16 protein-coding genes and 1 tRNA gene are annotated in these 20,664 nt (G+C 65.3%); 5 read left to right on the forward strand and 12 right to left on the reverse strand.

Annotated elements, in window-relative coordinates; translation table 11 throughout:
- The first annotated feature begins 10 nt into the window (after positions 1 to 10).
- Positions 11 to 976, forward strand: a complete 966-nt coding sequence (locus tag JOE66_RS15055; RefSeq protein ID WP_205110777.1) for a metallophosphoesterase — start codon at positions 11 to 13, stop codon at positions 974 to 976.
- Between the two features lie 141 nt (positions 977 to 1,117).
- A tRNA-Pro gene (locus JOE66_RS15060) sits at positions 1,118 to 1,191 on the forward strand.
- A gap of 598 nt (positions 1,192 to 1,789) precedes the next feature.
- On the opposite strand, the gene JOE66_RS15065 is transcribed toward JOE66_RS15060, so the two are convergent.
- The 10 genes from JOE66_RS15065 to JOE66_RS15110 form a co-directional block, all read right to left on the reverse strand.
- Entirely contained in the window at positions 1,790 to 4,141 is a 2,352-nt protein-coding gene (locus tag JOE66_RS15065; RefSeq protein WP_205110779.1) for a transglycosylase domain-containing protein, read from the reverse strand.
- A gap of 228 nt (positions 4,142 to 4,369) precedes the next feature.
- Complete coding sequence (locus JOE66_RS15070) at positions 4,370 to 5,050, reverse strand: thymidine kinase (RefSeq protein WP_205110782.1); 681 nt, start codon at positions 5,048 to 5,050, stop codon at positions 4,370 to 4,372.
- A gap of 168 nt (positions 5,051 to 5,218) precedes the next feature.
- Positions 5,219 to 6,391 carry an Rv2578c family radical SAM protein gene (locus JOE66_RS15075; RefSeq protein WP_205112078.1) on the reverse strand — a complete coding sequence of 391 codons (1,173 nt, stop codon included), beginning with the start codon at positions 6,389 to 6,391 and terminating at the stop codon, positions 5,219 to 5,221.
- A gap of 140 nt (positions 6,392 to 6,531) precedes the next feature.
- Positions 6,532 to 6,942, reverse strand: a complete 411-nt coding sequence (locus JOE66_RS15080; RefSeq protein ID WP_205110785.1) for a hypothetical protein — start codon at positions 6,940 to 6,942, stop codon at positions 6,532 to 6,534.
- A 410-nt stretch (positions 6,943 to 7,352) separates the two neighbouring features.
- On the reverse strand, positions 7,353 to 8,051 hold the full coding sequence (locus JOE66_RS15085; RefSeq protein WP_239518331.1) for a copper resistance CopC family protein: 699 nt from the start codon (positions 8,049 to 8,051) through the stop codon (positions 7,353 to 7,355).
- Between the two features lie 73 nt (positions 8,052 to 8,124).
- Complete coding sequence (locus JOE66_RS15090; RefSeq protein WP_307827233.1) at positions 8,125 to 9,648, reverse strand: glycoside hydrolase family 5 protein; 1,524 nt, start codon at positions 9,646 to 9,648, stop codon at positions 8,125 to 8,127.
- A 232-nt stretch (positions 9,649 to 9,880) separates the two neighbouring features.
- Entirely contained in the window at positions 9,881 to 11,134 is a 1,254-nt protein-coding gene (locus tag JOE66_RS15095; RefSeq protein WP_205110788.1) for an ice-binding family protein, read from the reverse strand.
- 61 nt (positions 11,135 to 11,195) lie between these two features.
- A complete protein-coding gene (locus JOE66_RS15100; protein ID WP_205110799.1) occupies positions 11,196 to 12,461 on the reverse strand; it encodes a polysaccharide biosynthesis tyrosine autokinase in 1,266 nt (421 codons plus the stop codon).
- A gap of 16 nt (positions 12,462 to 12,477) precedes the next feature.
- A complete protein-coding gene (locus JOE66_RS15105; protein ID WP_205110802.1) occupies positions 12,478 to 12,867 on the reverse strand; it encodes a YveK family protein in 390 nt (129 codons plus the stop codon).
- Positions 12,868 to 12,976: 109 nt separating this feature from the next.
- The gene (locus tag JOE66_RS15110; protein WP_205110805.1) at positions 12,977 to 14,224 is read right to left on the reverse strand and encodes a helix-turn-helix domain-containing protein; all 1,248 of its coding nucleotides are present in this window, start codon (positions 14,222 to 14,224) and stop codon (positions 12,977 to 12,979) included.
- A gap of 258 nt (positions 14,225 to 14,482) precedes the next feature.
- Here JOE66_RS15110 and JOE66_RS15115 point away from each other — a divergent pair, with 258 nt between their 5' ends.
- Positions 14,483 to 15,670: a helix-turn-helix domain-containing protein gene (locus JOE66_RS15115; RefSeq protein ID WP_205110808.1), complete on the forward strand. Its 1,188-nt coding sequence runs from the start codon at positions 14,483 to 14,485 to the stop codon at positions 15,668 to 15,670.
- 43 nt (positions 15,671 to 15,713) lie between these two features.
- On the opposite strand, the gene JOE66_RS15120 is transcribed toward JOE66_RS15115, so the two are convergent.
- Positions 15,714 to 16,658 (reverse strand): AraC-like ligand-binding domain-containing protein, encoded by a 945-nt coding sequence (locus tag JOE66_RS15120; RefSeq protein WP_205110810.1) that lies wholly within the window; start codon positions 16,656 to 16,658, stop codon positions 15,714 to 15,716.
- Positions 16,659 to 17,021: 363 nt separating this feature from the next.
- Here JOE66_RS15120 and JOE66_RS15125 point away from each other — a divergent pair, with 363 nt between their 5' ends.
- Positions 17,022 to 17,957 (forward strand): AraC-like ligand-binding domain-containing protein, encoded by a 936-nt coding sequence (locus tag JOE66_RS15125; RefSeq protein ID WP_205110811.1) that lies wholly within the window; start codon positions 17,022 to 17,024, stop codon positions 17,955 to 17,957.
- 145 nt (positions 17,958 to 18,102) lie between these two features.
- Positions 18,103 to 19,197 (forward strand): glycosyltransferase, encoded by a 1,095-nt coding sequence (locus JOE66_RS15130; protein WP_205110812.1) that lies wholly within the window; start codon positions 18,103 to 18,105, stop codon positions 19,195 to 19,197.
- Positions 19,198 to 19,202: 5 nt separating this feature from the next.
- On the opposite strand, the gene JOE66_RS17715 is transcribed toward JOE66_RS15130, so the two are convergent.
- Positions 19,203 to 20,534: an alpha/beta hydrolase-fold protein gene (locus tag JOE66_RS17715; protein ID WP_205110813.1), complete on the reverse strand. Its 1,332-nt coding sequence runs from the start codon at positions 20,532 to 20,534 to the stop codon at positions 19,203 to 19,205.
- Positions 20,535 to 20,664: the final 130 nt, after the last annotated feature.

Genomic DNA, 20,664 nt, shown 5'->3' on the forward strand with positions numbered 1-20,664 from the left:
TCCACCGCGCGTGACACTCCACTTCGGCCGTGCGGCCGCAACGACCCTCGCAGTCGGGGTGGCCGCCGGGGTAGCCGCGTTCGCCTGGGGCACACTGGTCGAACGCCAGCTCTTCACCCTGCGACGGGTCTCGGCGCCCGTGCTCGCATCCGGCTCGAAGCCCATTCGCGTGCTGCACCTCTCCGACCTGCACCTGGCTCCCTGGCAGGCGGGCAAGCAGGAGTGGGTGCGCTCGCTCGCCGCGCTGAAGCCCGATCTCATCGTCGACACCGGCGACAATCTCGGCCACATCGATGCCTACCGGGCACTCGAGCACACGCTCGAACCCCTCCGGGGAATCCCCGGCGTCTTCGTCAACGGATCGAACGACTACTGGGCTCCCGGCTTCAAGAACCCACTGAAGTACTTTCTCGGCCCCTCGAAGACGAACACCGCACCGGTCGCCCTCGACCTCGAGCGTGAACACGCGATCTTCGCTGCCCTCGGCTGGAAAGACCTGAACAACGCCGCAGCTGCGATCGACATCAACGGCACGCACATCGAGTTCTTCGGCGTCGACGACCCGCACCGCCGCTACGACAAGCTCGAATCCGTCTCGGGTGCCCTCGATTCGCTGCGCGAGACAGAGGCAGAGAACGCCCCCGACGAAGAAGCTCTCGAAGACCGCAACACTCTTGTCATCGGCGTCGCCCACGCCCCGTACCAGCGGGTTCTGAACGCGTTCCTCGTCCACGGCGCTGAGGTCATGTTCGCCGGGCACACCCACGGCGGCCAGGTCTGCGTTCCCGGCTTCGGCGCCCTCGTCACCAACTGCGACATCCCCCGCAAGCAGGTCAAAGGCCTGAGCACCTGGTCGCGTGGCCGTCGCAGCGCCTTCCTGAACGTCTCTGCGGGCCTCGGCACCTCCATCTACGCGCCCGTGCGCTTCGCCTGCCTCCCCGAAGCGACCCTGCTGACTCTCACGGCCAAACCCTGAGCATCACCTCGGCTGTGTGCTCACCCGGCTGTGTGCTCACCTGCAATGTGGGCGAATCCAGCCAGATGAACGGATGCCCGGCGAAAGTCGGCTATTCTGAATAGGTTGTTCAGGGTGGCCCCGGCCAACCAGGGCACCGATCGGGGTATGGCGCAGCTTGGTAGCGCGCGTCGTTCGGGACGACGAGGTCGCAGGTTCAAATCCTGTTACCCCGACAAATGCAGAATGGGTCGCCCGTAAGGGTGGCCCATTCTGCATTTCCCGAGGTATCCGGACGCGAAGCTGCTCGTGGGCCCACGCCGCGAGAGGCTCCGGGCGCCGCCTGCGGCGTCTGGAGAAGCGGTGGGGAGTCAAATCCTGTTACCCCGACAAATTGAAAAAGGGTCGCCCGTAAGGGTGGCCCATTCTGCATTTCCCGAGGTATCCGAACGCGAAGCTGCTCGTGGGCCCACGCCGGCCAGAGGCTCCGACCGAGACGAAGTCGCGGGTGGAGGGGTCGGTGGGGAGTCAGATCCTGTTACCCCGGCTACCCCCTGCGCGAGGAGGTGAGGCGGCTACGACGTGATGAGGCCGGCGTAGCGAACTCACTTCGGCGCAAGCGGCTGACGGGTGCCGGCCGGCCGCGTGCAACACGGCCCGCGCCACCACGCGCACCCCGTCGACTCCGCCGCTGACGCCGCACCCACCGCGCCAAGTGAGATCCATGCGCCGCGATGAGTCGGGCGTACCGACCGCACTTCGGCGCAGCGGGCTCAAGAGCCGAATCACGGCGGCCTGACTCACTCGCCGAGCTGGACCACCAGGCAAGACGAACTAGCCGGCGGGCGGCACCACACCGGGCAGAGTCACCCCAGGTGACGGCGTGGGTGCTGGTGTCGACGTGTCAACGGGAGCCGGAGTCGCTGTCCCGCCCGATGAATCGCCCGACGGCGATGGTGTCGGCGACGGCGTCGGAGTCGCCGCTGGTGCGGGCGCAGCCCCGGTGTTGCGCGTCAGGCTCGAGTCCGGGGCAGGGAAGCTGCTGCCGCCCTGTGCATCGGCCGTTCCCTTGTAGAACTCCTTCCACACGTACAGCCTCGAGAGACCGCTGCCGACCTTGACGCCATTCCCGCCCGTCACCGTCGTCTTCCGTATCGACACGTTGCCGGTGACATTCCCCACCCACGATGCCGAAACGACCTTCGACGTGCCGCCGACCAGCCACACGTCCTTCTCTACGTCGGTGGTGCCCGTCTTGCCGAAGTGAGCAGTTCCATCTGCCGGGTTCGCGGGCGTTGCAGTACCGTTCTGGATGACTCCCTGCATTGCATAGAGCGCCGCCTGGGCGATCTTCGGCTCGACCACCTGGGTGCACGATGTCTGTGGCACCGCGACAGCGGCCCCGTTCGAATCCGTGATGCTCGAGATCGCGACGGGTGTGCAGTAGGCGCCGTTGTTCGCGACGCCTGCGTACGCCGCCGCCATCGTCAGCGGCGACACCTCATTGCCGCCCAGAACGGTGGCATAGAGCCCGGTTTCCATCGCCGCGCCGTCGGCACGCTGCATCCCGAACCCCTTGGCAATGGAGTTGATGTCACACAGGTCGAGCTTCGTCGCCATGGCGAGGAAGGCGTTGTTGACGGAGTCCTCGAACTGCGTGAGCACGGAGGCCGTGCCTCCCGCCTCCCCTGCGTCGTTGCCGGCAGTGTACGTGCCGGTCACCGAATCGCCGCAACTGTTGGTGATGTTGGCGGCAGTGAACTTCTGATTGTTCGAGCCATTGACCAGGTCACCGAGCGAGTGCCCGGTCTTCAACCAGTCGAGCAACACGAACAACTTGCTGGTCGACCCGTTCTGGAAGCCGGTCGAACCGCCGTAGGCGGCATCCGTGCTGTAGTTGATCGCCGTGTTCGTGGCGGGGTCGGCCGACGGATCCTGGCTGTACGTCTTGTTCTGCGCCATCGCGAGCACCTTGCCCGTGCCGGGCTGAACGGTCACGAACGCCCCGCCGATGTCCACACTCGACATCGACGAGGGCACGTAGTCGCTCACCGACTGGTTGGCCGCCGCCTGCAGCGTGGGGTCGAGGGTGGTGACGATCTTGTAGCCACCTCGGTTCAAAGCGTTGGATCGATCATCCGCCGTCAAACCGAAGGTCGGGTCATTCAGAATGATGTCTTTCACGTAGTCGCAGAAGAAACCGGCGCCGTTCGTCGCCGTCTGGCACCCGGTCGACGGTTCGGTGATGTTCGGCGTCACGGGTGTGGCCACCGCGTCGTCGAACTGTGCCTGGGTGATGGCGTGCTCCTTGAGCATCGAAGCCAGAACGTCTTTGTCGCGTCGGGCCTTGTTCGCGTCGATGTTGGCCGGCACGTCGATGCGCAACCCCTCTGGCTCATTCACCATCGCGGCAAGGCTGGCGGCCTGCGGAATGGTCAGTGCGTTCGCGTTCACTCCGAAGTAGTACTGCGAAGCGGCCTGGATGCCGTACACCCGACCACCGAACAAGGCAATATTCATATACCCGAGCAGAATGTCGTTCTTGCTGTATTCCTTCTCGAGACCCACAGCGAGTTTCATCTCTTTGAGCTTGCGATCGGGCGTGGTCGCCGTCGCGTCAGCGTAGGCGGCGGCCTCTTGCGTGGGGTCGCTGATCGCCTCGGCGCGCTGCACCAGGATGTTCTTCACATACTGCTGAGAGATGGTGGATGCGCCCGACGTTATGCCTCCCGACAGCAGATTCGCGAAGAGCGCCCTGGTCGTGGACTGCACATCCATGCCCCCGTGCACATAGAAGCGAGGGTCTTCGGTCGAGACGATGGCGTCTTTGAAGGTCTGCGAAATGTCGTTCCAGCCGACCTCCTGGCGATCCTGGTCGTAGAAGGAGGCGAGCAGGGTCTGCGAGCCATCGGCATTCTGCGAGTAGATGCTCGAGGTCTGCGACAGCGTGTCGGGCTTGATGTAACTCGGCAGGTTCTCGAAGAGACCCAGGGTGCTGTCGACTGCGACCCCGGTGACGGCGACGGCCGGTGTCACGATCGCCGTCACGAGGACTCCGGCTATGACGCTGACGCCGATGAAGCCCGCGATAGCCCCGAGCTTGCCGGGCGATTTGTGCTTGCTTTCGGAGCTGTTTCGCCTGTTTCTCCTGGGGCGGTTACCTTCGGGCAGTCTTCTTTCGGGCATAAAACCGTTCTCTGGTACGCGGGCGGGTCAGTCTGGATGGCCTCTGCCGGAGAGTGGGTTTGTCTCCGCGACCCCGCCCGACGCTACGTTGCGCACCTGAGCGCCACCGCAGAGAACCCGGAGAATGTCTCAGGGTACGGTCAGGGAGGCAGGCGGCAGCGGGGGGAGCCAGCCCCGGTCAGGGGAGCTCAGTCGCGGTCAGCGGAGCTCAGTCGCGGTCAGGGGAGCTCAGTCGCGGTGGGCCGCACCCAGCAGGCCGTTGCTCTCCTCGAGGTAGCAGACCCCGCAGAGGGATTCGTAGGTGACAGAATCGCCGTCGATCGCAACCTGGTCGCCGTCGAAGACAAACCGGCCATTAACCAGTCGCGGGTTGAAGATCGCCTTGCGCCCGCAGCGGCAGATCGTCTTCAGCTCTTCGAGACTGTGAGCGACCTCGAGCAGGCGTGCGCTGCCGGGGAACGCGCTGGTGAGAAAATCGGTGCGGATGCCGTAGGCCAGCACGGGCACGCTCTCGATCAGGGCGATGCGGAGTGCATCATCCACCTGGTCTCGCGTGAGGAACTGCGCCTCGTCGATGAGAAGGCAGCTCACGTCGCTGCGGACTGCTGCGGGTTCGTCGCTGATGATGCCGCTGGTCCCCTTCGCACCACGCTCCTCACCACGCTCGACGCGACGCTCGTCCCGATGCAACTGGAACGCCTCGAAGAGCGAATCGTCTGGAGCAACGAGAAAATCGACGTCACGTGTCACGCCGAGCCGCGAGACGACCTGCCGGTCACCCTTCGTGTCGGTCGCCGGCTTGGCGATGAGCACTCGGTGCCCACGCTCTTCGTAGTTGAACGCGGCCTGCAGCAGGGCCGTGCTCTTGCCGCTGTTCATCGCGCCGTACCGAAAATAGAGTTTTGCCACGGATAAACCCTACGGCCTCTGGCGAATGCGGCTGCCGACGGCCGTCGAGTCCGGCCGTCGAGTCCGGCTGTCGAATACGCCTGTCGAATACGCCTGCCGAATACGCCTGTCGAACTGCTGCCTCACACAGCGGCCAGCATAAGCCTCCCTTCCTTGACCTGCGACAGCTCAGAAGAGGGCGGGCGCAGTGTCGGCGTGCACCCCACGGGCTCCGGGGGCCGGTCGTGACGTGGCTGTCGGGCTGCTGGTCACCTGGCGATCGCCCGTCTGCCCCTGTTCCCGAATTGACTCGTTGCTCCTCGCCATCGCTGGCCCTCGCGCCAGTGCTGGGTCGAGCGCCGGACTCAGCGCTGACGACCGCACGCCACCGGTGACCTCGTCTTCCTCCCCCACCGAAATGCGGTGACGAGCCATCAGTGGCCGAATCCGCGCGGCCAGCCACTTTCGGTACTCCTTCGGCGCGTACGATGCGGCGCCGAAGTACATCGACCGATACGAGTCCACGAGCTCCGGATGCTCGCGCCCCAGCCACTGCATGAACCACGGTTTCACCCCCGGCCTGAGGTGCAGCGCCGAGTAGATCACGTTTGTCGCCCCGGCCTCGGTGATGGCAGCCAGCGCCGCATCGAGGTGCGTCGTGGTGTCGGTGAGGTGCGGCAGGATCGGCATCATGAACACCGAGCAGTTCAACCCGGCCTCACGAACAGCTGTGACGGTCGCCAGCCGCGCCTTCGTCGTCGGCGTGCCCGGCTCGACCGACTGCTGCAGTTCTTCGTCGAACACCGCGATCGACATGGCGATGTCGACCGGCACGACCTCGGCGGCCGCCGCCAGCAGCGCCAGGTCGCGGCGCAACAGTGTGCCCTTGGTGAGAATCGAGAACGGAGTGCCCGACTCCGCGAGCGCCGAGATGATACCCGGCATCAGCGAATACCGCCCCTCTGCCCTCTGGTACGGGTCGGTGTTCGTGCCCAGGGCGATCGGGTGCCTGCCCCACGACGGCTTTTGGAGCTCACGCGTGAGCACTTCGGCCACGTTCACCTTCACGATGATCTGGCTGTCGAAATCGGTGCCCCCATCGAGGTCGAGATACGTGTGCGTCGGCCGGGCAAAACAGTAGGTGCACGCGTGGCTGCACCCCCGGTACGGATTGATCGTGTAGCCGAAGGGCATCTGGCTCTGCCCAGGCACCTTGTTGATGGCGGACTTCGCGAGAACCTCATGAAACGTCATGCCCGCGAACTCCGGCGTCTGCACGCTTCGGACCAGATTGTTCAGCCGAGCGAGCCCGGGCAGCGCGGAATCATCTGTCGCCCCCAGTTCCTGCCCGCTCCAACGCATACCCCATTCGAACATATCTTCGAATCCCGCGCAAGCCGAAACTCACAAGCTGTAAGCTGCGACCGGCACCTGCGAGCGTCACCGGGCCCCGTCACCGGGCCCCCGACACCCGTCACCAACCCCTCGTCACCCGACCCACGTCAGTTGTTCACAGCCTCGCTCGGATGGCGAACATTGCCCTCGCGGGCCGGGTTCAGCCACACATTCAGGTGGTTCGGCGAATCAGGGTCAGTGTCGATGAGGGCGTCACAGCTGGGCACGCGATTCCAGAGGGCCAGCCAGCGCACTCGGCGGCCGATGTCTTTGGTGAGCCGATCATCCAGTTCGCCGGCGACCGCCCGATACGAGGTGTAGCGCAGCACCACGTGCAGCACCTTGCGACCGCCGATCACCCCCGGCACGATACGCGCGCGGATGTTGTCGCCGAACGTCTGCTGCAATTCGGCGATGCGTTTCACCCCGTCGATGTCATCGACGGTCTTCACCAGGATCGGCCCCCGCTCGACCAGCTCCGGCAACTCCACGAGCTTTCGACGTCTCTTGTTCGCCATGCCACGCACCCCCACTTGTGAAATCGGTTGAGGGATGCTCGAGAGGGCTGCGATGCCGAAAGCAACCCTGCTGCAGCCCACCGTAGCCGACTCGAAAGCGGAGGTCACGGCTTTCTTTGCATACTTTCAGTGTGAGCGGCGTGGCGAGCCTACTGAGTTGGATAACTCTCAGGCTTGGCGCATATGTGATGCTCCACTGTCGCGAAATGCACTATTGAGGGCGGCCAGTGAAACCAGGGTGAAACCAGGGTGAAACCAGGCGTTCTCGGCGGTGAGGGGTGTCAACTGCAGAGAACGCCTGGTGAATGCAACGCGAGCCGCTGGAGAATCCATCGCAGTTGGAGACCCCGACGACCCGCGCCAATCTCTGTTCGGAGCGCGTGGCCGATCGGATTGCGTGCACTCACCGATTACGCGTCATCGCCGGCGGTATTGCCGCGGGAGTCGTCGGCGGAGTCGCGCGCCGATCTCCGCGAGACAACCAGGATCACCACGACCCCGCCCACAGCGAGCAGCACGATCGCACCCGCGATGACGAGAATGACCCACGGGTCGATACTCAGTCCGCCTGCAGACGACGCCCCGCCCACGCCCGCTGTCGGCAGCGCCGTCACCGGAGCACCAGAGGAACCGCCCGCCGACCCGCACGCCGGCGCCGTGGCACTCCCCGCCGAGGGAGTACTGCTCTCCGTCGGGTTGTAGCTGAACCCGAATGACCCCGACACCGGATGCCCGTCACTCGACACCACCTGCCAACTCACTTGGTACGCTCCCGCCGCCCCCAACGCCACCGGCGCGCTCACCACCCGGCCCAGGATGCTCGCACACCCCGTCTCGAAGTGAGTGGATCCCCCGTCTGGCCCGGTCACCTCCACCACCGAACTGGAGCCGTCGCCCGAGAGGTCGAGCACAAGATCGTTGAAGGTGACGCTCACCGAGCTGACCAGCTGCGTGACGGTCAAGTCTGCGGTCGGCGAACTGCTCACCACATAGTCGTGTGCGCTGGCTGTTCCAGCGGGCGCGATCGCCATCGCCACCGCAATGAACCCCGCAGCAGGAAGTGCGAACATCAACGCTCTGCTCACGCGGGACCGGAATATCAGAGCCATCCACCCATTCTACGAACCGTAGAACCTCGCATGCTGGGTGTGGCCGGGGCGCGACAGTCGGCTACGGCTACGGCTACGGCTTGGGAGTCGAGGTCGGCGTCGGGGTGACCGTCGACTTCGGTGTCGACGACGGTGAGGGAGTGGGTGCCGGGGTGACGGTGGGTTTCGGAGACGGCGTAGCAGTCGGCGTCGGCGAGACGGTCGGCTTGGGAGTCGGCGTCGGCGTGCCGGTCGGTGTCGGCGTGATCGTGGGTTTCGCAGTGGGCGTCACCGTCGGCGTCGGCGTCGGCGTGGGTGTGGGTGTGGGTGTGGGTGTGGGTGTGGGCGTCGGCTGAACCGGCACCACGATCCCTGCACCGATGAGCGGTTTGAGGGCGAGCAACTTCGCCGCTTGCGGCGTCATCCAGTCGTCGGCGACCAGTCCGCCGGTGTCGACGCTGTTCGGGTTGAACGACCAGTACGCGAAACTCGTGCCCCTGGCTGCCAGGTAGCTGACGATCGAACTCATCCATGCCTTGTCGCTGTCGGTCACGAGCTTCGTGCCGAACTCGCCGAGCAGCACAGGCGCGATCTTCTGGGTGGCGATGTAGCCCCAGTTCTTCTCCCACAGCGCCGGCAGGTTCGCGGGGTAGTTGGCCGCTGAGAACCACGTCTGCGCCTGGACTGTGGAGGGGTAGTCGTGCGGCGAGTAGACGACGCGGTTGCCTACGGTGAGCTTCACCGGTTTCGTGGCGACTCCGCTGAGCCCGCCACCCCACCAGGTCGCGCTGCCGTCGGCCTGCTTGTCGATGCCCTCGACGAGCACGAGCAGGTTCGGGTTCGCCGCCAGCACCACGTTGCCGCCGCGGGTCGCTGCCGCCTGCCAGTCGGTCGCCGCCACGCCGCAGCCCCAGCACGCCGTGCCGTGGGGCTCATTGTGGAGGTCGACACCGATGACGGTGGGCTCGGCGGCATAACGCTTGGCGAGCATCGCCCAGTCGGAGAGCCACTTCGTCTCGGGGTACGCAGACGTGTACCAGAGGGCAGACTGTGCGGCGGAGTCCGGCCGGTGCTGGTCGAGGATGACGTTGAGGCCGTAGACCTTCGCGCGGGCGACCACCGCATCCATCACCTGCAGCGGGGTCTTGCCCTGCAGCGTGGGGTTCACCCAGTAGTTGATCGACCCGAGGGTTTTCGACGCCAGGCACTCATTCGAGAACGGCAGGCGAATGGTGTTGAAACCCATTGACGTGATCTTCGCGAGGCCGGAGTCGAGGCTGGTCGACCACAGGCCCTGCGGGGCGCAGGTGGTGGTCTCCATACCGAACCACGCGGCCGCCTTGATCGTGACCACCTGATTGCTGGCATTCTTGATCGTCGCGCCGTCGGTGTGCAGCCACCCGGTGATCGGGGGGATGACCGGGGAAGGCGTGGGCGTGACGGTGGGCTTCGGCGTCACGGCCTGCGATGCAGCTGACGATGCACCTGACGACACAGTGGCGGCGCTGGCAGCTGGTGCCGCGAGCACGCCCGACAGGGCAAGGGCCCCGGTGACCGCGAGAGAAGCGGAGACAGCAACGGCGATGACGCGCCACCCTGCCCCGGACTTCTTCACCACGCGGACCTACCCTCACTCTTCTTCTCGAATTGCGGCTCAACTCAGAAGAAGACTGCCGCTCATTCGAGAGTATGAGAAGACCGCAGGCAGGTCACGAGACCTCAGCCGAAGATTCGCCAAACCTGAGTAAAACCAGAGGTTCGGGCCGTCCGCATGCAGCTCGCCTGCAGCCCCCCTGTAGCTCCCCTGTAGCTCCCCTGCAGCCCCCGGTGCAGCCCCCCTGCGACTCGCCCTACGGTGCCGACTGCGTGACGTTGCTGATCGTCACGTCGGCGGTCGTCGTCAGCAACCGGCCGACAACGTTCGCACCCTCGCCCACCGTGATCGCCGCACCGCTCAGCGCTGTTCCCACAAAGCCCGCAACCCCACCGATCGTCACCGCCCCCACCGTCACCCAGAAGACATTCGAGGCCTGCGCCCCGCCGACGAGCTTCACCGAACTGGCCGCTGCCGTGGTCAGCGCCCCACCGCTCTGGATGATCCACACCGCATTCGCGTCTCCACCACCGTCGAGCGTGAGTACGCCGGTCAGCCCCAGAGCCGCCGTCTGGTGGTAGACCCCCGGCGCCAGCGTCTGCCCCCCGAGCTCGGCCGCAACAAGCGTCGCCGGCCCGGCAGCAGTGGCCGCATTGTAGGCAGCAATCGCATCCGACCGCGCCTGGAGGTTCTGCGCCGGCGTGCCGAGCACCACGTCACCCGGAATGTTCGTCATCGCCGCACCCACGTTGCCGCCGACGAGCCCGCCGGTGAGGTGCGAAGCACCCCCGACCACGGTGATCGCCATGTTGGCCAGAATCAGGTAGTTGCCCGCCTCACCCAGTGCGATCGCATTCGACGTCGTCGCGAACGGCAGCGAGACAACGTTCGCACCCGAGCTCGACGGGCTCATCGTCACCGTCGAAATGCCCGAGTACGCCGCTGGCGTCGTCTTTGCGACACCCCAGGTACCGCTCCACAGCGTCGACGAAGCGCCGGGTGCGATGGCCGCGCCGTATACGAATACAAAATGGTCCGCGGTCTCGCTGACCGACCAGCCGTCGAGGTCGGCCGGGCCCATCGAGTCCGTCAGCCCGGCGAACCCGGTGAGGCGGGAGACCCACACCGTCTGCGGCCCCGACGCCTGCGAGCCCGAATTGCTGAGCTGCAACGTGAACGACGACGATCCACCAAGAGTCGGGATGCTTGGCAGCCCCGGCGCCGTAGCCGCCACCCGCATCGTGGATGCTGCACCGCTGGCCGCCGCAGCCGGCGCTGCGACAGCGAGAGCAATCACCGGGACGCTCCATGCCCCAACGGTCAGCATGGAGCGACGGCTCACCCGAAGTGTGCTGGATGCTCGGGGTGCAGCCGTTTCGGCGAAACCTGCAGCTGCAGCGCTTTCTGCAGTCGCAGCATTTTCGGCGGGCGCAGCATTTTCGGCAGGCTCAGCACTTTCAGCAGGCGCAGCGCTCTCGGCAGGCGCAGCAGCAGATGATTCGGCGGACATGGTGTCTCCCTGAAAACACCGCCTCGGGTGGCTGGTGCAGCAGCGACACTGTCATGCCCGGTCAATTTGCGCGACGACGCACTCCCGGTTTCCCGGCGATGCGGGCCCCCGAACCAGCTGAAACCCGCACTTGTGCCCCGCTCTGGGGGTAGCCAGCCGAAACCGGCGAAGAAAGGGCCGGGGCGAGTGTTGCTGCGGGACGAACTTCGGGATGAGCACCAGTATCAGTGGCGCCGGGCGCATGAAATGGCGGGTTGAAACGCGGCCTCTGGCCGGCCAGCACAGAGGACTCAGCATCCGCACTCAGCGTCTTCGCGTCAGCAACGTACGACCCTGAATAGTAACCGTATCCTCGCCCTGCGAGCGTGGTGGTCGGCACCCGGTTGAGAATCACACCGAGCACCTGGCCGTTCGTCTTTGCCACGTTCGCGAGCGCGATTTCGAGCTCGTCCGTCGTCGTCTTCCCTGCCGAGACGACGACGATCGCGCCGTCGGCGATGGTCGCGAGAATTGCCGCATCCGTCACGGGCAGCAGTGGCGGGGCATCGATCAGAACGATTGCTTCCCGCGAGAGCTCGCTGACCAGCGTCTGCATGCCCTGGGTTCCGAGCAACTCACTGGGATTGGGCGGAATCGCACCGGCCCCGAGCACCCGAAGGATGCCGGTACGCCCCCAAGGTTGCAGGAGATCGGCGATCTCCGCGCTTCCGATGAGCAGGTCAGTCACTCCGACGCCGAGCACAACACCGAAAACCGAAGCGACTGATGGCTTTCGCAGGTCGCCATCGACCACAACGACGGGCTGCCCCGAGGCCGCAAGAGCGATGGCAAGGTTCGCGGTGACCGTCGACTTCCCATCCCCGGGCAACGGGCTCGTCACCACGATCACCCGCGGCGGATTGTCGACGTGCATGTACCGCAGGTTTGTACGCAAGGTTCGGAAGGCCTCCCCGATCGCGTAGTCGTGGCGACTGCCCGCCGAATCCGCCTGGTCATCAGAGGCCGGGATGATCCGCAGCAGGTCGGTCAGGCGCTTGTCGGTGGGCAGCGTGCCGATCACCGGCACCGAGAACTGCTTCTCGATCGAGGCGGCCGAACGGATGCGGCGGTCGAAGACATTGCGAACAACGGCGTAGACCAGCCCGAGGATCAACCCGATGAGAGCGCCAAGTGCGACCGCGAGCCGCACGTTCGGCGAAACCGGCTGCGGTGAGACGATGGCCGACTCCACCGGCACGAGGAACGTCAGCGGTGTCTCAGCAGCGCTGGATGTGCCAGACGACGTGCCGAGCGATTGCGCCTCGATGATGCCGATCTGCTTGGTCATCCCGGCGATCCACGCATCAGCGAGATCTTTGGCCGCCTGCCCGGTTGACGCCCGGGCTGTGACGTTCAGGGTCGGGGTGTCCTTCGTATTGGGTGATCGTGATCTGGTTCACCAGCGCCTCGGGCGTCGTCGCCAACCCGAGGGCCGTGATCACCTGCTGCGCGACCGCCCGCGACTCACCGACACCGACAAAAGTGGTCGCCTTCGACTTCGCGAGCGCGTCTGACGCGATCGTCGCACCCATGGTGTTGTCGGAGATCAGACTGACGATTCCGCTCGAGTTCGCCTGGTACACCCGGGGCTGCAGAAGAGACCAGCCGTACGCGCACCCACTGCCCACCACGACGAGCACCACGATGGCGAGCCAGTGCACGCGGAGGATTCGAACGTAGTCTTGAAGGGTCACCGCGCCGAGTGTAAGTCAGCTCTCTTCAAACTCGGGCAGACGAGTCACGAACTTTAGCTCATCCTGGTCGGGGTCGCCGGTTCTGGCACAAGTCGTCGGGAGAATGACCTCATACCCGCCGCAGCAGCCGATGCGCTCGCATGCTGTGCCCGTACCGGTGTTTGAAGGCGCGCGCGCACTGGTCGACCCCGCCGAACCCGCACTCCTCAGCCACCGCGGCCAGGCTGTCGACGTTCAGCGGGTCCGACAGCGCCAACGCGACGTGCTGCAGGCGGGTGCTTCGGATACCGTCGGCGACACTGAACGGCTCGGCCTCGAACAAGCGGTGCAGGCGTCGCAACCCGATTCCGAGCTCGGAGGCGACATCGACAGGGCCGAAACCCGCCGTGTCGGAGTTGGCCGCGATGAGCTTGTTCGCTTCGAGGCGCAGCAGGCGGTCATCCGGAGCAGCACAATCGTCGCCCTCCGACTCGGGGGCGGAAGTGCGGGCGATGGCGCCGCCGTTGTTGCCGCTGGTGTTGCCCCTGGTGTTGCCCCTGGTGTTGCCGCTGCTGCTGGCACCGCTGGTTCTACCTGCGTCGCCGCCCGTGCCTGCGCTCGCAATCGCGCTGGCGATCACGCCCCTGCGGTTGTCGGCGGCCTGGGCGACCAGGGCCTCGACCATCATGGCAAGCGTCGATTCGAGCGCATGGCCTTCGCCGTCGCCAGGCAGCGTGTCGGCTGACGCGATCACCTCGATGAAGGCCATCGTCGAGCGCGCCAGGGACGAGTCTTCAAGCGCTGTCGCGGTCACCGAAACAAGAGCCCGTTGCGTGTGAGCCGGCAGCGAGCGCCTTCTCACGCTCACGCATACCATCTTCAGCCTCTGCGCTGCGGTGTACGAGAACGGCGCCCGTGACCGCACCAACACGAGGGTGTGCGGCCGGATGATCGAATAACGACCGTCTTGCGCCACCCTGAACGATCCCGTGCGGGCGAACGCCAGGCTGACGGTGTCTCGCGCGTCAGTCGGAGTATCGGGGTTGTTCAGGCTGCGTGTGTCGTTCACACGGTGAGTGTCGTTCACGCGGTGAGTATCGTTCACGCGGTGAGTATCGTTCGGGCCGGCCGTATCGGCGTCGACAACGGCTTGCGTTCGCACGACCCGATGGGGCGGGGCGTCGTAGCACGTCACCACGCTGTCGCCGAGCACGGTCGTGCTCACCAACGAACGGAAGGCGCGGGGGCTCGGGGAATCGACCTCGACCGTGCCTCCGAAGCTCGAGAGGCCTTCGGCGCCCGAAATCAGAAGCTGTGTCCTGGTGCCTGGTTTGGGGCTTGGCGCAGGGTCTGAGGTTGAGCCAGTCGTGGTGCTCATCGGCGCATGCCCCCCGCCCAGAGGCAAGAATTCCACTGATCTGTGGATTGGCCCTGATCCGTTCTTTCGAGCGTACAGTGGAACGGTGGCATCAAACCGAATGAGCTGTTTTCTGCGGGGATTTCTCCAGCGCGGGTGTTTGGTGAAGCCGAGCGAAGAGCCGATCGTAGAGTCATGATCGCCGCGCCATGGGTGCTGCATCATTATCGCCACATCATGAGTGCCACATCATGAGGGCCACATCATGATCTCCACATCATGATCTCCACACAGCGCCACTACGCCGGAGCACGTGGCGCCAGCGAGATGTCTTCAGAGGCGATCGTTACGGCGCGCACACCGGACAGTTTCCATGCTTCCGTCGTCAGCACGCTGATCGGCGACCTTGGTCTCGCTCGCATCCGCACCGCAGCGTGTGTCGCAAAGAACCCTGCCGGCGAACACCGGGCCGGAGCGCAGCAGGCCGGCCAGCAGCAGGCCGGAGAGCACCAGGCCGGCCAGCACCAGGCCAACCCTGCCGACCGCGTCCACTTTGTCTTCGTGATCGCCGGGGCCCTGCGCTGCAGGCAGGATGGCCGAGACAGCATCACGCCTGCCCTCGGCGCGACCGTCCTGCGATCAGACACCCCCTGGGTCGGCGCCCTGAGTCAAGGCGCAGATCTCCTGATCATCACCATTCCGAGCGAACAGCTGCCCCTGAATGCCCTCGGTGCCCTACCGCGATCGACAGCGTCGCCCATCGAGCCGAGTGTGCTCGCCGATACGATCGTCGGTTTCGCACTTCCGTTTCTCGAGGTGTCCACCGAGTCACCGCGGCCCACGGATGCAGAACAGAGGATGCTTCTCTGGCTCATCGACTCTCTCTTCATGGACTCGCACTCCATGGACTCGCACTCCATCGACTCGCACTCCATCGACTCGCACTCCTCAGGGCGCGAAGAGAAGCACCCCGGACTCGCTGATACACCCCTGCCGCTGACTCCGGCATCACCGCTTTCACGGCCGGCAGAAGCAGAAGAGAGCGGCACGGCCGAAAGCGACCCCGCCGAAAACGACCCCGCAGAAAACGACCCCGCCGAAGCTCACCCGGCCGAGAGCGGTGACACTGAGCTTGCTGGGCACACACGTGAGGTCATCCGCAGGAACCTCGGCCGACCCGGGCTGGATGCCGCCTTCGTCGCGAAGCAACTCGGGGTGAGTGCGCGCAGTCTCTATCGTCACTTCGAGCTCTCCCAGACCGGTATCGCCGAGCAGATCAGGGCCCTCCGACTCGACAAGATCGCTACCCAGCTCCGCGAACCAGGAGCACGGCCGTTGTTCGAGAGGTTGGCGACCGACGCCGGGTTCAGTTCTGTCGACGTGTGCTCGCGCGCCTTCAAAGCTCGGTTCGGAGTCTCACTCGGCGAATTCTGGCTCGCCGAGCATCCGACAGACACCGCAGCCTGACCTAATGCAGCCCGTACAGACCCCGGGTAAAGCCTGACGCCGACTAGGGCCGGCTCAGCACCCGATATGCCCGCATGCTCTGGCCGTATTTGCGACGGAAGGCTCGCGCGCACTGGTCTGCCCCGAGAAACCCGAACTTCACGGCGATATCGGCGAGCAGGTCACGATTCAACGGGTCTGAGAGCACCAGCGCGACGCGTTGCAGACGGGTGTCCCGAATCAACTCGGCAATACTCACGCTCTCAGTTCTGAAGATGCGGTAGAGCCGCCGAACCTCGATGCCGAGCTCGGCGGCCACATCGACCGGGCCGTAGCCGGGGGCGAAAGCATTTGCGGCAATGATGACGGCCGCACGCGAGAAGAGGGCCCGATCGCTGGAACCGCTGATCGTCACTTCCCCGAAGTTCTCGGAGATGAGCCCCACCAACAGCAGCAGGAGTTCGCGTTCGAGCTGCAGCAATTCATCGATGCTCGGCGTGCGCCGCGTGCGGACCAAGGCATCGACCAGGCCCATCGCCGAGGAGTTCAGCATCGAATCAGGCAAGGCGATCGCCGTGATGTTGCGCATGTCCTTCGAGACCACGAAGGGCAGCAACGAAGACGGCAGAGCTACAGCGACGATCTCTGTGCGGCCCGTGACCGCATACCGGTAGGTCGACTGCGAGCGCAGAAAGAAGAGCGTTCCGGGCTGCAGGAGCGCAGATCGACCGTCTTGATAGACACTCATCGACCCCTCGCTGATGTACACGAGACTGATGAAGTCGCGAGGGTCGGCCTCGATCAACTTCGCGGTGCGCGCCCCTCGGTGCGTCGGGGCAGTGAGCGTCATCACTTCGATCACCCCGACACGGGACCAGATGAATTCTGCCGCGAAGGTCTGCTCATCGCGTGGTTTGACGTCGACCGTCATGGTGAATCTCTTCGAGGAACCCACGTTGGTCGCAGGCAGACGCACCTGCCATTCGTCAGAACGGTTTGCGAGTGCCATGTCTTCGTTCACCTCGCTTCGTTCGTCGGTTCGTGCCAGTCGGTTCGTGCCAGTCGGTTCGTGCCGCTGGTTGAGTAGCGGTGCAACCGCGTATCGAAACCTCGCGCGACCGGATTCGATACGCCGCCAGGCGGCTACTCCACCAGCGAAATCTCGCCAACCTTCGCGGCTGTTGAGCCTCAACGCTATCTTCCGCACCTGCAAGACCCCCAGAAGTAGGTACATGACCCGACGAACTGCGCCTCACACGACAGCGCGCGCAGGGGAAACAGGCATTCCCTGCCAATCGCCCACAAGCTGTGCTCGAACGTTAGCAATCGAGCAACCGACCACCCGAACAACCGATCACCGCGAAGGAGCGCCATGCCGTACATCCGGCTATTGCAGGGCACCGACGGTGCGCAAGAGCTCTCGCCCGAAGCCACGCGTGTTGCCCGAACGCCCGCGACATACAGCGCGCGCCTCGCCGGCGTCACGATCGGTCGGGTCGAGCTCCAGCACCTGAAGACTGATGCCTACAGCGCTCATCGCACCCTGGCCCGACTCGCGTTCCATCCGGTCGACCTGGTGCAGGTCATCCTGATCGTCGCCGGCGCAATGCGAGCAAGGCAAGACGGTCGCACCGGTCTGAGCCCCGCTGGCAGCATCACGGTTCTGCGTACCAGCGCCACCTACGACTACGCCCTCAGCGACAAGAGCGAGATCCTCCAGCTCACGGTTCCGAGCGCGCTCCTGCCCGTTGCAGCCCTCCGTAACCTTCGTTCGGTCACCGCCGTGGCGCTCAACCGCCCGCTCCTGGTCGAAACCACCCTCGCATTCGTGAAACCCCGGCTTGATGCATCGGCAAACTCAGAGACACCGGCGACCGAGGTGTATGAATCCATGCTGCTCTCGCTCGTGAATTCGTGCATCGTCGGCGCCGCCGCCGATGATTCCACCCCGTCGAAAGTGTCGAACCAGCTGTTCGACAGCGCCATGCTCATCGTTCGCGACCGCATCCGCTCGCCAGACCTCAGCGTCGAGACCGTTGCAAGAGAGCTCGGCGTGAGCGTTCGGAACGTCTACCGCGTCTTCAACGGCCAGAAGCTCAGCATCACCGACCACATCAGAACCACCCGGCTCACCCTCATCGCCGCGCGGCTCGACGCACCTGGCGGCAACAGATCGTTCGAGAAACTTGCCCTCGAATACGGTTTCGGCTCGTTCGACGTGGCAGCCCGCGCCTTCAAGTCGCATTTCGCGATGACCATGTCGGCCTACGTCGCCCGCGCCAGAACCGGGGTGATGGATGCCCGATAGAACCTTCTCGTGGCCCGGAACGGGCCCACCCAGGACAGCTGCACCCAGAACAGCTGCACCCAGACCAGCTTCACCCAGAACGACCGCACCCAAACCAGCCGCACCCAGACCAGCCGCAGCACGGCGAGGGCGCGATCCCTTCGATGTGCTGGTCTTCCGGTCGATCTGGCTGCCCGACGACGAATCGTACATCCGGGCGCAGATGCACGGCGTGACTTCCCTCGAGTCCGTCGGCGGCCAGTGGAATGTCCGTGGCGTCGGACTACGCGCCGCGCCGCTGACCACACCAGAGAATCCAGCGCAGATTCTCTACCCCGCCGGCCAGTTCGGCGACCTCGCGATTCGCCTGTTCACCGCCACGCGCACGTTCGGGCGGCTCGAGGCGATGGTCCGCCGGCGCAGGCCCGCGATCATCCATGCGCACTCGATCGCCGACGGCATTCTCATCGAACCCATCGCCCGCCGGGCACGGGTGCCGCTCATCGTCACCGCGCACAGCTTCGATCCACTGGTGCACTGCACAGGGATGATCGGCCACCGCACCCAGGATCTCTTCGACTACGTCTCCGTGCTCATCGCCACCACTGACTCGGTGAAGAGGGCGCTTCTCTCCTCGGCAGCCAATCCCGACCGGCTGGTCGTTCACGCACCGGGCGTCGTCGTCCCCGGCCCGGTCACGGCCGCGAGGGGCGCTGCGGATGTCGCCTTCGTGGACGAGTTCGACAGCCTCGAATCGTTCGCCAGGATGCTCCGGGTGATCGAGGGCCTGCCGGCCGGTCGAAGGCTCACGCTGCTCGCCGTGGGTGATGGTGCCGCCCGGCACCGGGCCCAGGGGCTCGCCGAAGAGCGCGGTCACACGGCCAACTTCGTCGGAGCGGTGAGTTACGCCGAGCTGCCAGCCACCCTGGCCGGGGCGCGCGTTCTCGTGAACACCGCCCGGACCCTGGGGCACGCGGACACCAGCGGAGTACCGGCCAGCATCTTCGCCGCAGCGAGCGTCGCTGTGCCGGCTGCTTCGTTCGACTACGCAGAGATCCGCAGCGTGGTCGCAGACGACGACACTGGCTATCTCGTCAGCGAGGCCACCTCGCGCAACCTGAGCCACGCCGTGTGGAAGCTTGCGGGCCAAGCAGGGCAGGACAGAGCCCTCGGAGCGAACGCCCGCCGTCGCATCGAACGCGACTTCAACATCGACAGACAGTGCGCCCTGCTCGGCGAGATCTACGCCAGCGTGGCCTGACACCCTCAGCCCGTGGAGGCAGCCAACCCCCATCGCGGGTACAGCGCGTTGTACCCCGTCTGCAGCCCGATGTCGAGCGCCGGCCCGTCATGCCCCGCGTTCGGAATCTCGGTGAACGACGCCTTCCATCCGGCCGCCTTCGCCGCCGCAAACACCGTTCGCACCCCCGCGTTGATCTCCTGGTCGTCAGACCCGGCCGTGAACACCCCCAGCGTGTCAGGGTAGGCGTGCGCTCCCGACGCCAGAATGTTCTCCGGCCACGCCGCCCTGTATGCCGCCGAATCGCCGCCGAAGTACTTCTTCGCCGCCCCGTTGTCCCCGATCGCCTGGTACTGGTCGCCCGAGATGTCGACCACGTTTCCGAACACCTCCGGGTACTTCGCCCCGAAATACGCCGCACACTCGCCGCCGTTCGAGAACCCCACGAACGCCCAGCTCTTCGGGTCCTGCAACACGTTGAAGTGCGTGCGCACATACGGCACAACGTCGTCCATGATGTACGTCTCGACCTTGTCGCTCGTCGCGTCAAGGCAGAGCGGGTCTTTCGACGGGTCGCCGAGCTGGTCGGGGTTGATCACAATCGGAGCCAGGCCTTTGTTGGCCGACGCCATCTGGTCGAGGATGCTCTTCGGATCATCCAGCCCCGGGCTGCCGGGCGAGCCATTCAACTGGATGATCACCGGCAGTGCCGGCGCACCCTGAACCAGTGCCGCCGGTGGCAGGTACGCCAGCGCCTTGCGTGCCACGAACCCCGAGTTCGTGTTCGGAATGTCGATCGTGCCCACCGTGCCCACGCTCGGCATGTCGGCCGGCGGCGTCCACGACTGGTAGAGCGGCACTGTCGACGGCGGCGTGCTGGGTGAGGACGTGCCGGTCGGGTGCGGAGTGGTGGGGAGCCCCGTCGGCACCACCAGCGGCTTCTCGGTGCCGATGCCGAGCAGTGCACCCACCGTCTTCGTCAGCCCGATGCTCGAGTTCACCCCGACCGTGCCCGTGAGCGCGAACACCACGATCGCCACGCCCGCAATCACTTTGCGCCACCACCGCGACAGCCACAGGTTGACGATCGCCAAGCCGATTCCCGCAAACGTGAGCACGATCCACGTGATCGTGGTCGGCGAGAACCCGACGCCGAACAGGTTGAAGACCTTCTCAGTGAGAAATACCGTCACCAGAGCGATCGCCGCGCCAGCCAACACACCGACCAGTGCGGTCAGAACCCACACCAGCGTGGGCCGCCGGGCCAGCAGAAATCCCGCAAGCCCCAGGCTCAGCACCACAAGCACCACCACAGCCGGGCCATCGACGATGTTGATCGAGAGAATGAGGTCGGTCACGGCTCTCGTCGCCCTTCTCTCCAGCTTTGCGCGGCACCAGTGCGCGCTTCCACCGCTTACTGCCAGTGCGCTTCCACCGCGCGACAACACCCTACAGAGCGAACCCGCGCGCGACTATCTGTGCCATCGA

The organism is Subtercola frigoramans (genome assembly GCF_016907385.1).
Classification (GTDB): Bacteria; Actinomycetota; Actinomycetes; order Actinomycetales; family Microbacteriaceae; genus Subtercola; species Subtercola frigoramans.

Excerpts from the sequence above, each read along its gene's own strand:
- JOE66_RS15065 (WP_205110779.1), bottom strand. The coding sequence starts at position 4,141 with ATGCCCGAAAGAAGACTGCCCGAAGGTAACCGCCCCAGGAGAAACAGG.
- JOE66_RS15075 (WP_205112078.1), bottom strand. The coding sequence starts at position 6,391 with ATGCGTTGGAGCGGGCAGGAACTGGGGGCGACAGATGATTCCGCGCTG.
- JOE66_RS15080 (WP_205110785.1), bottom strand. The coding sequence starts at position 6,942 with ATGGCGAACAAGAGACGTCGAAAGCTCGTGGAGTTGCCGGAGCTGGTC.
- JOE66_RS15085 (WP_239518331.1), bottom strand. The coding sequence starts at position 8,051 with ATGGCTCTGATATTCCGGTCCCGCGTGAGCAGAGCGTTGATGTTCGCA.
- JOE66_RS15095 (WP_205110788.1), bottom strand. The coding sequence starts at position 11,134 with ATGTCCGCCGAATCATCTGCTGCTGCGCCTGCCGAGAGCGCTGCGCCT.
- JOE66_RS15100 (WP_205110799.1), bottom strand. The coding sequence starts at position 12,461 with ATGACCAAGCAGATCGGCATCATCGAGGCGCAATCGCTCGGCACGTCG.
- JOE66_RS15110 (WP_205110805.1), bottom strand. The coding sequence starts at position 14,224 with ATGAGCACCACGACTGGCTCAACCTCAGACCCTGCGCCAAGCCCCAAA.
- JOE66_RS15115 (WP_205110808.1), top strand. The coding sequence starts at position 14,483 with ATGATCTCCACACAGCGCCACTACGCCGGAGCACGTGGCGCCAGCGAG.
- JOE66_RS15120 (WP_205110810.1), bottom strand. The coding sequence starts at position 16,658 with ATGGCACTCGCAAACCGTTCTGACGAATGGCAGGTGCGTCTGCCTGCG.
- JOE66_RS15125 (WP_205110811.1), top strand. The coding sequence starts at position 17,022 with ATGCCGTACATCCGGCTATTGCAGGGCACCGACGGTGCGCAAGAGCTC.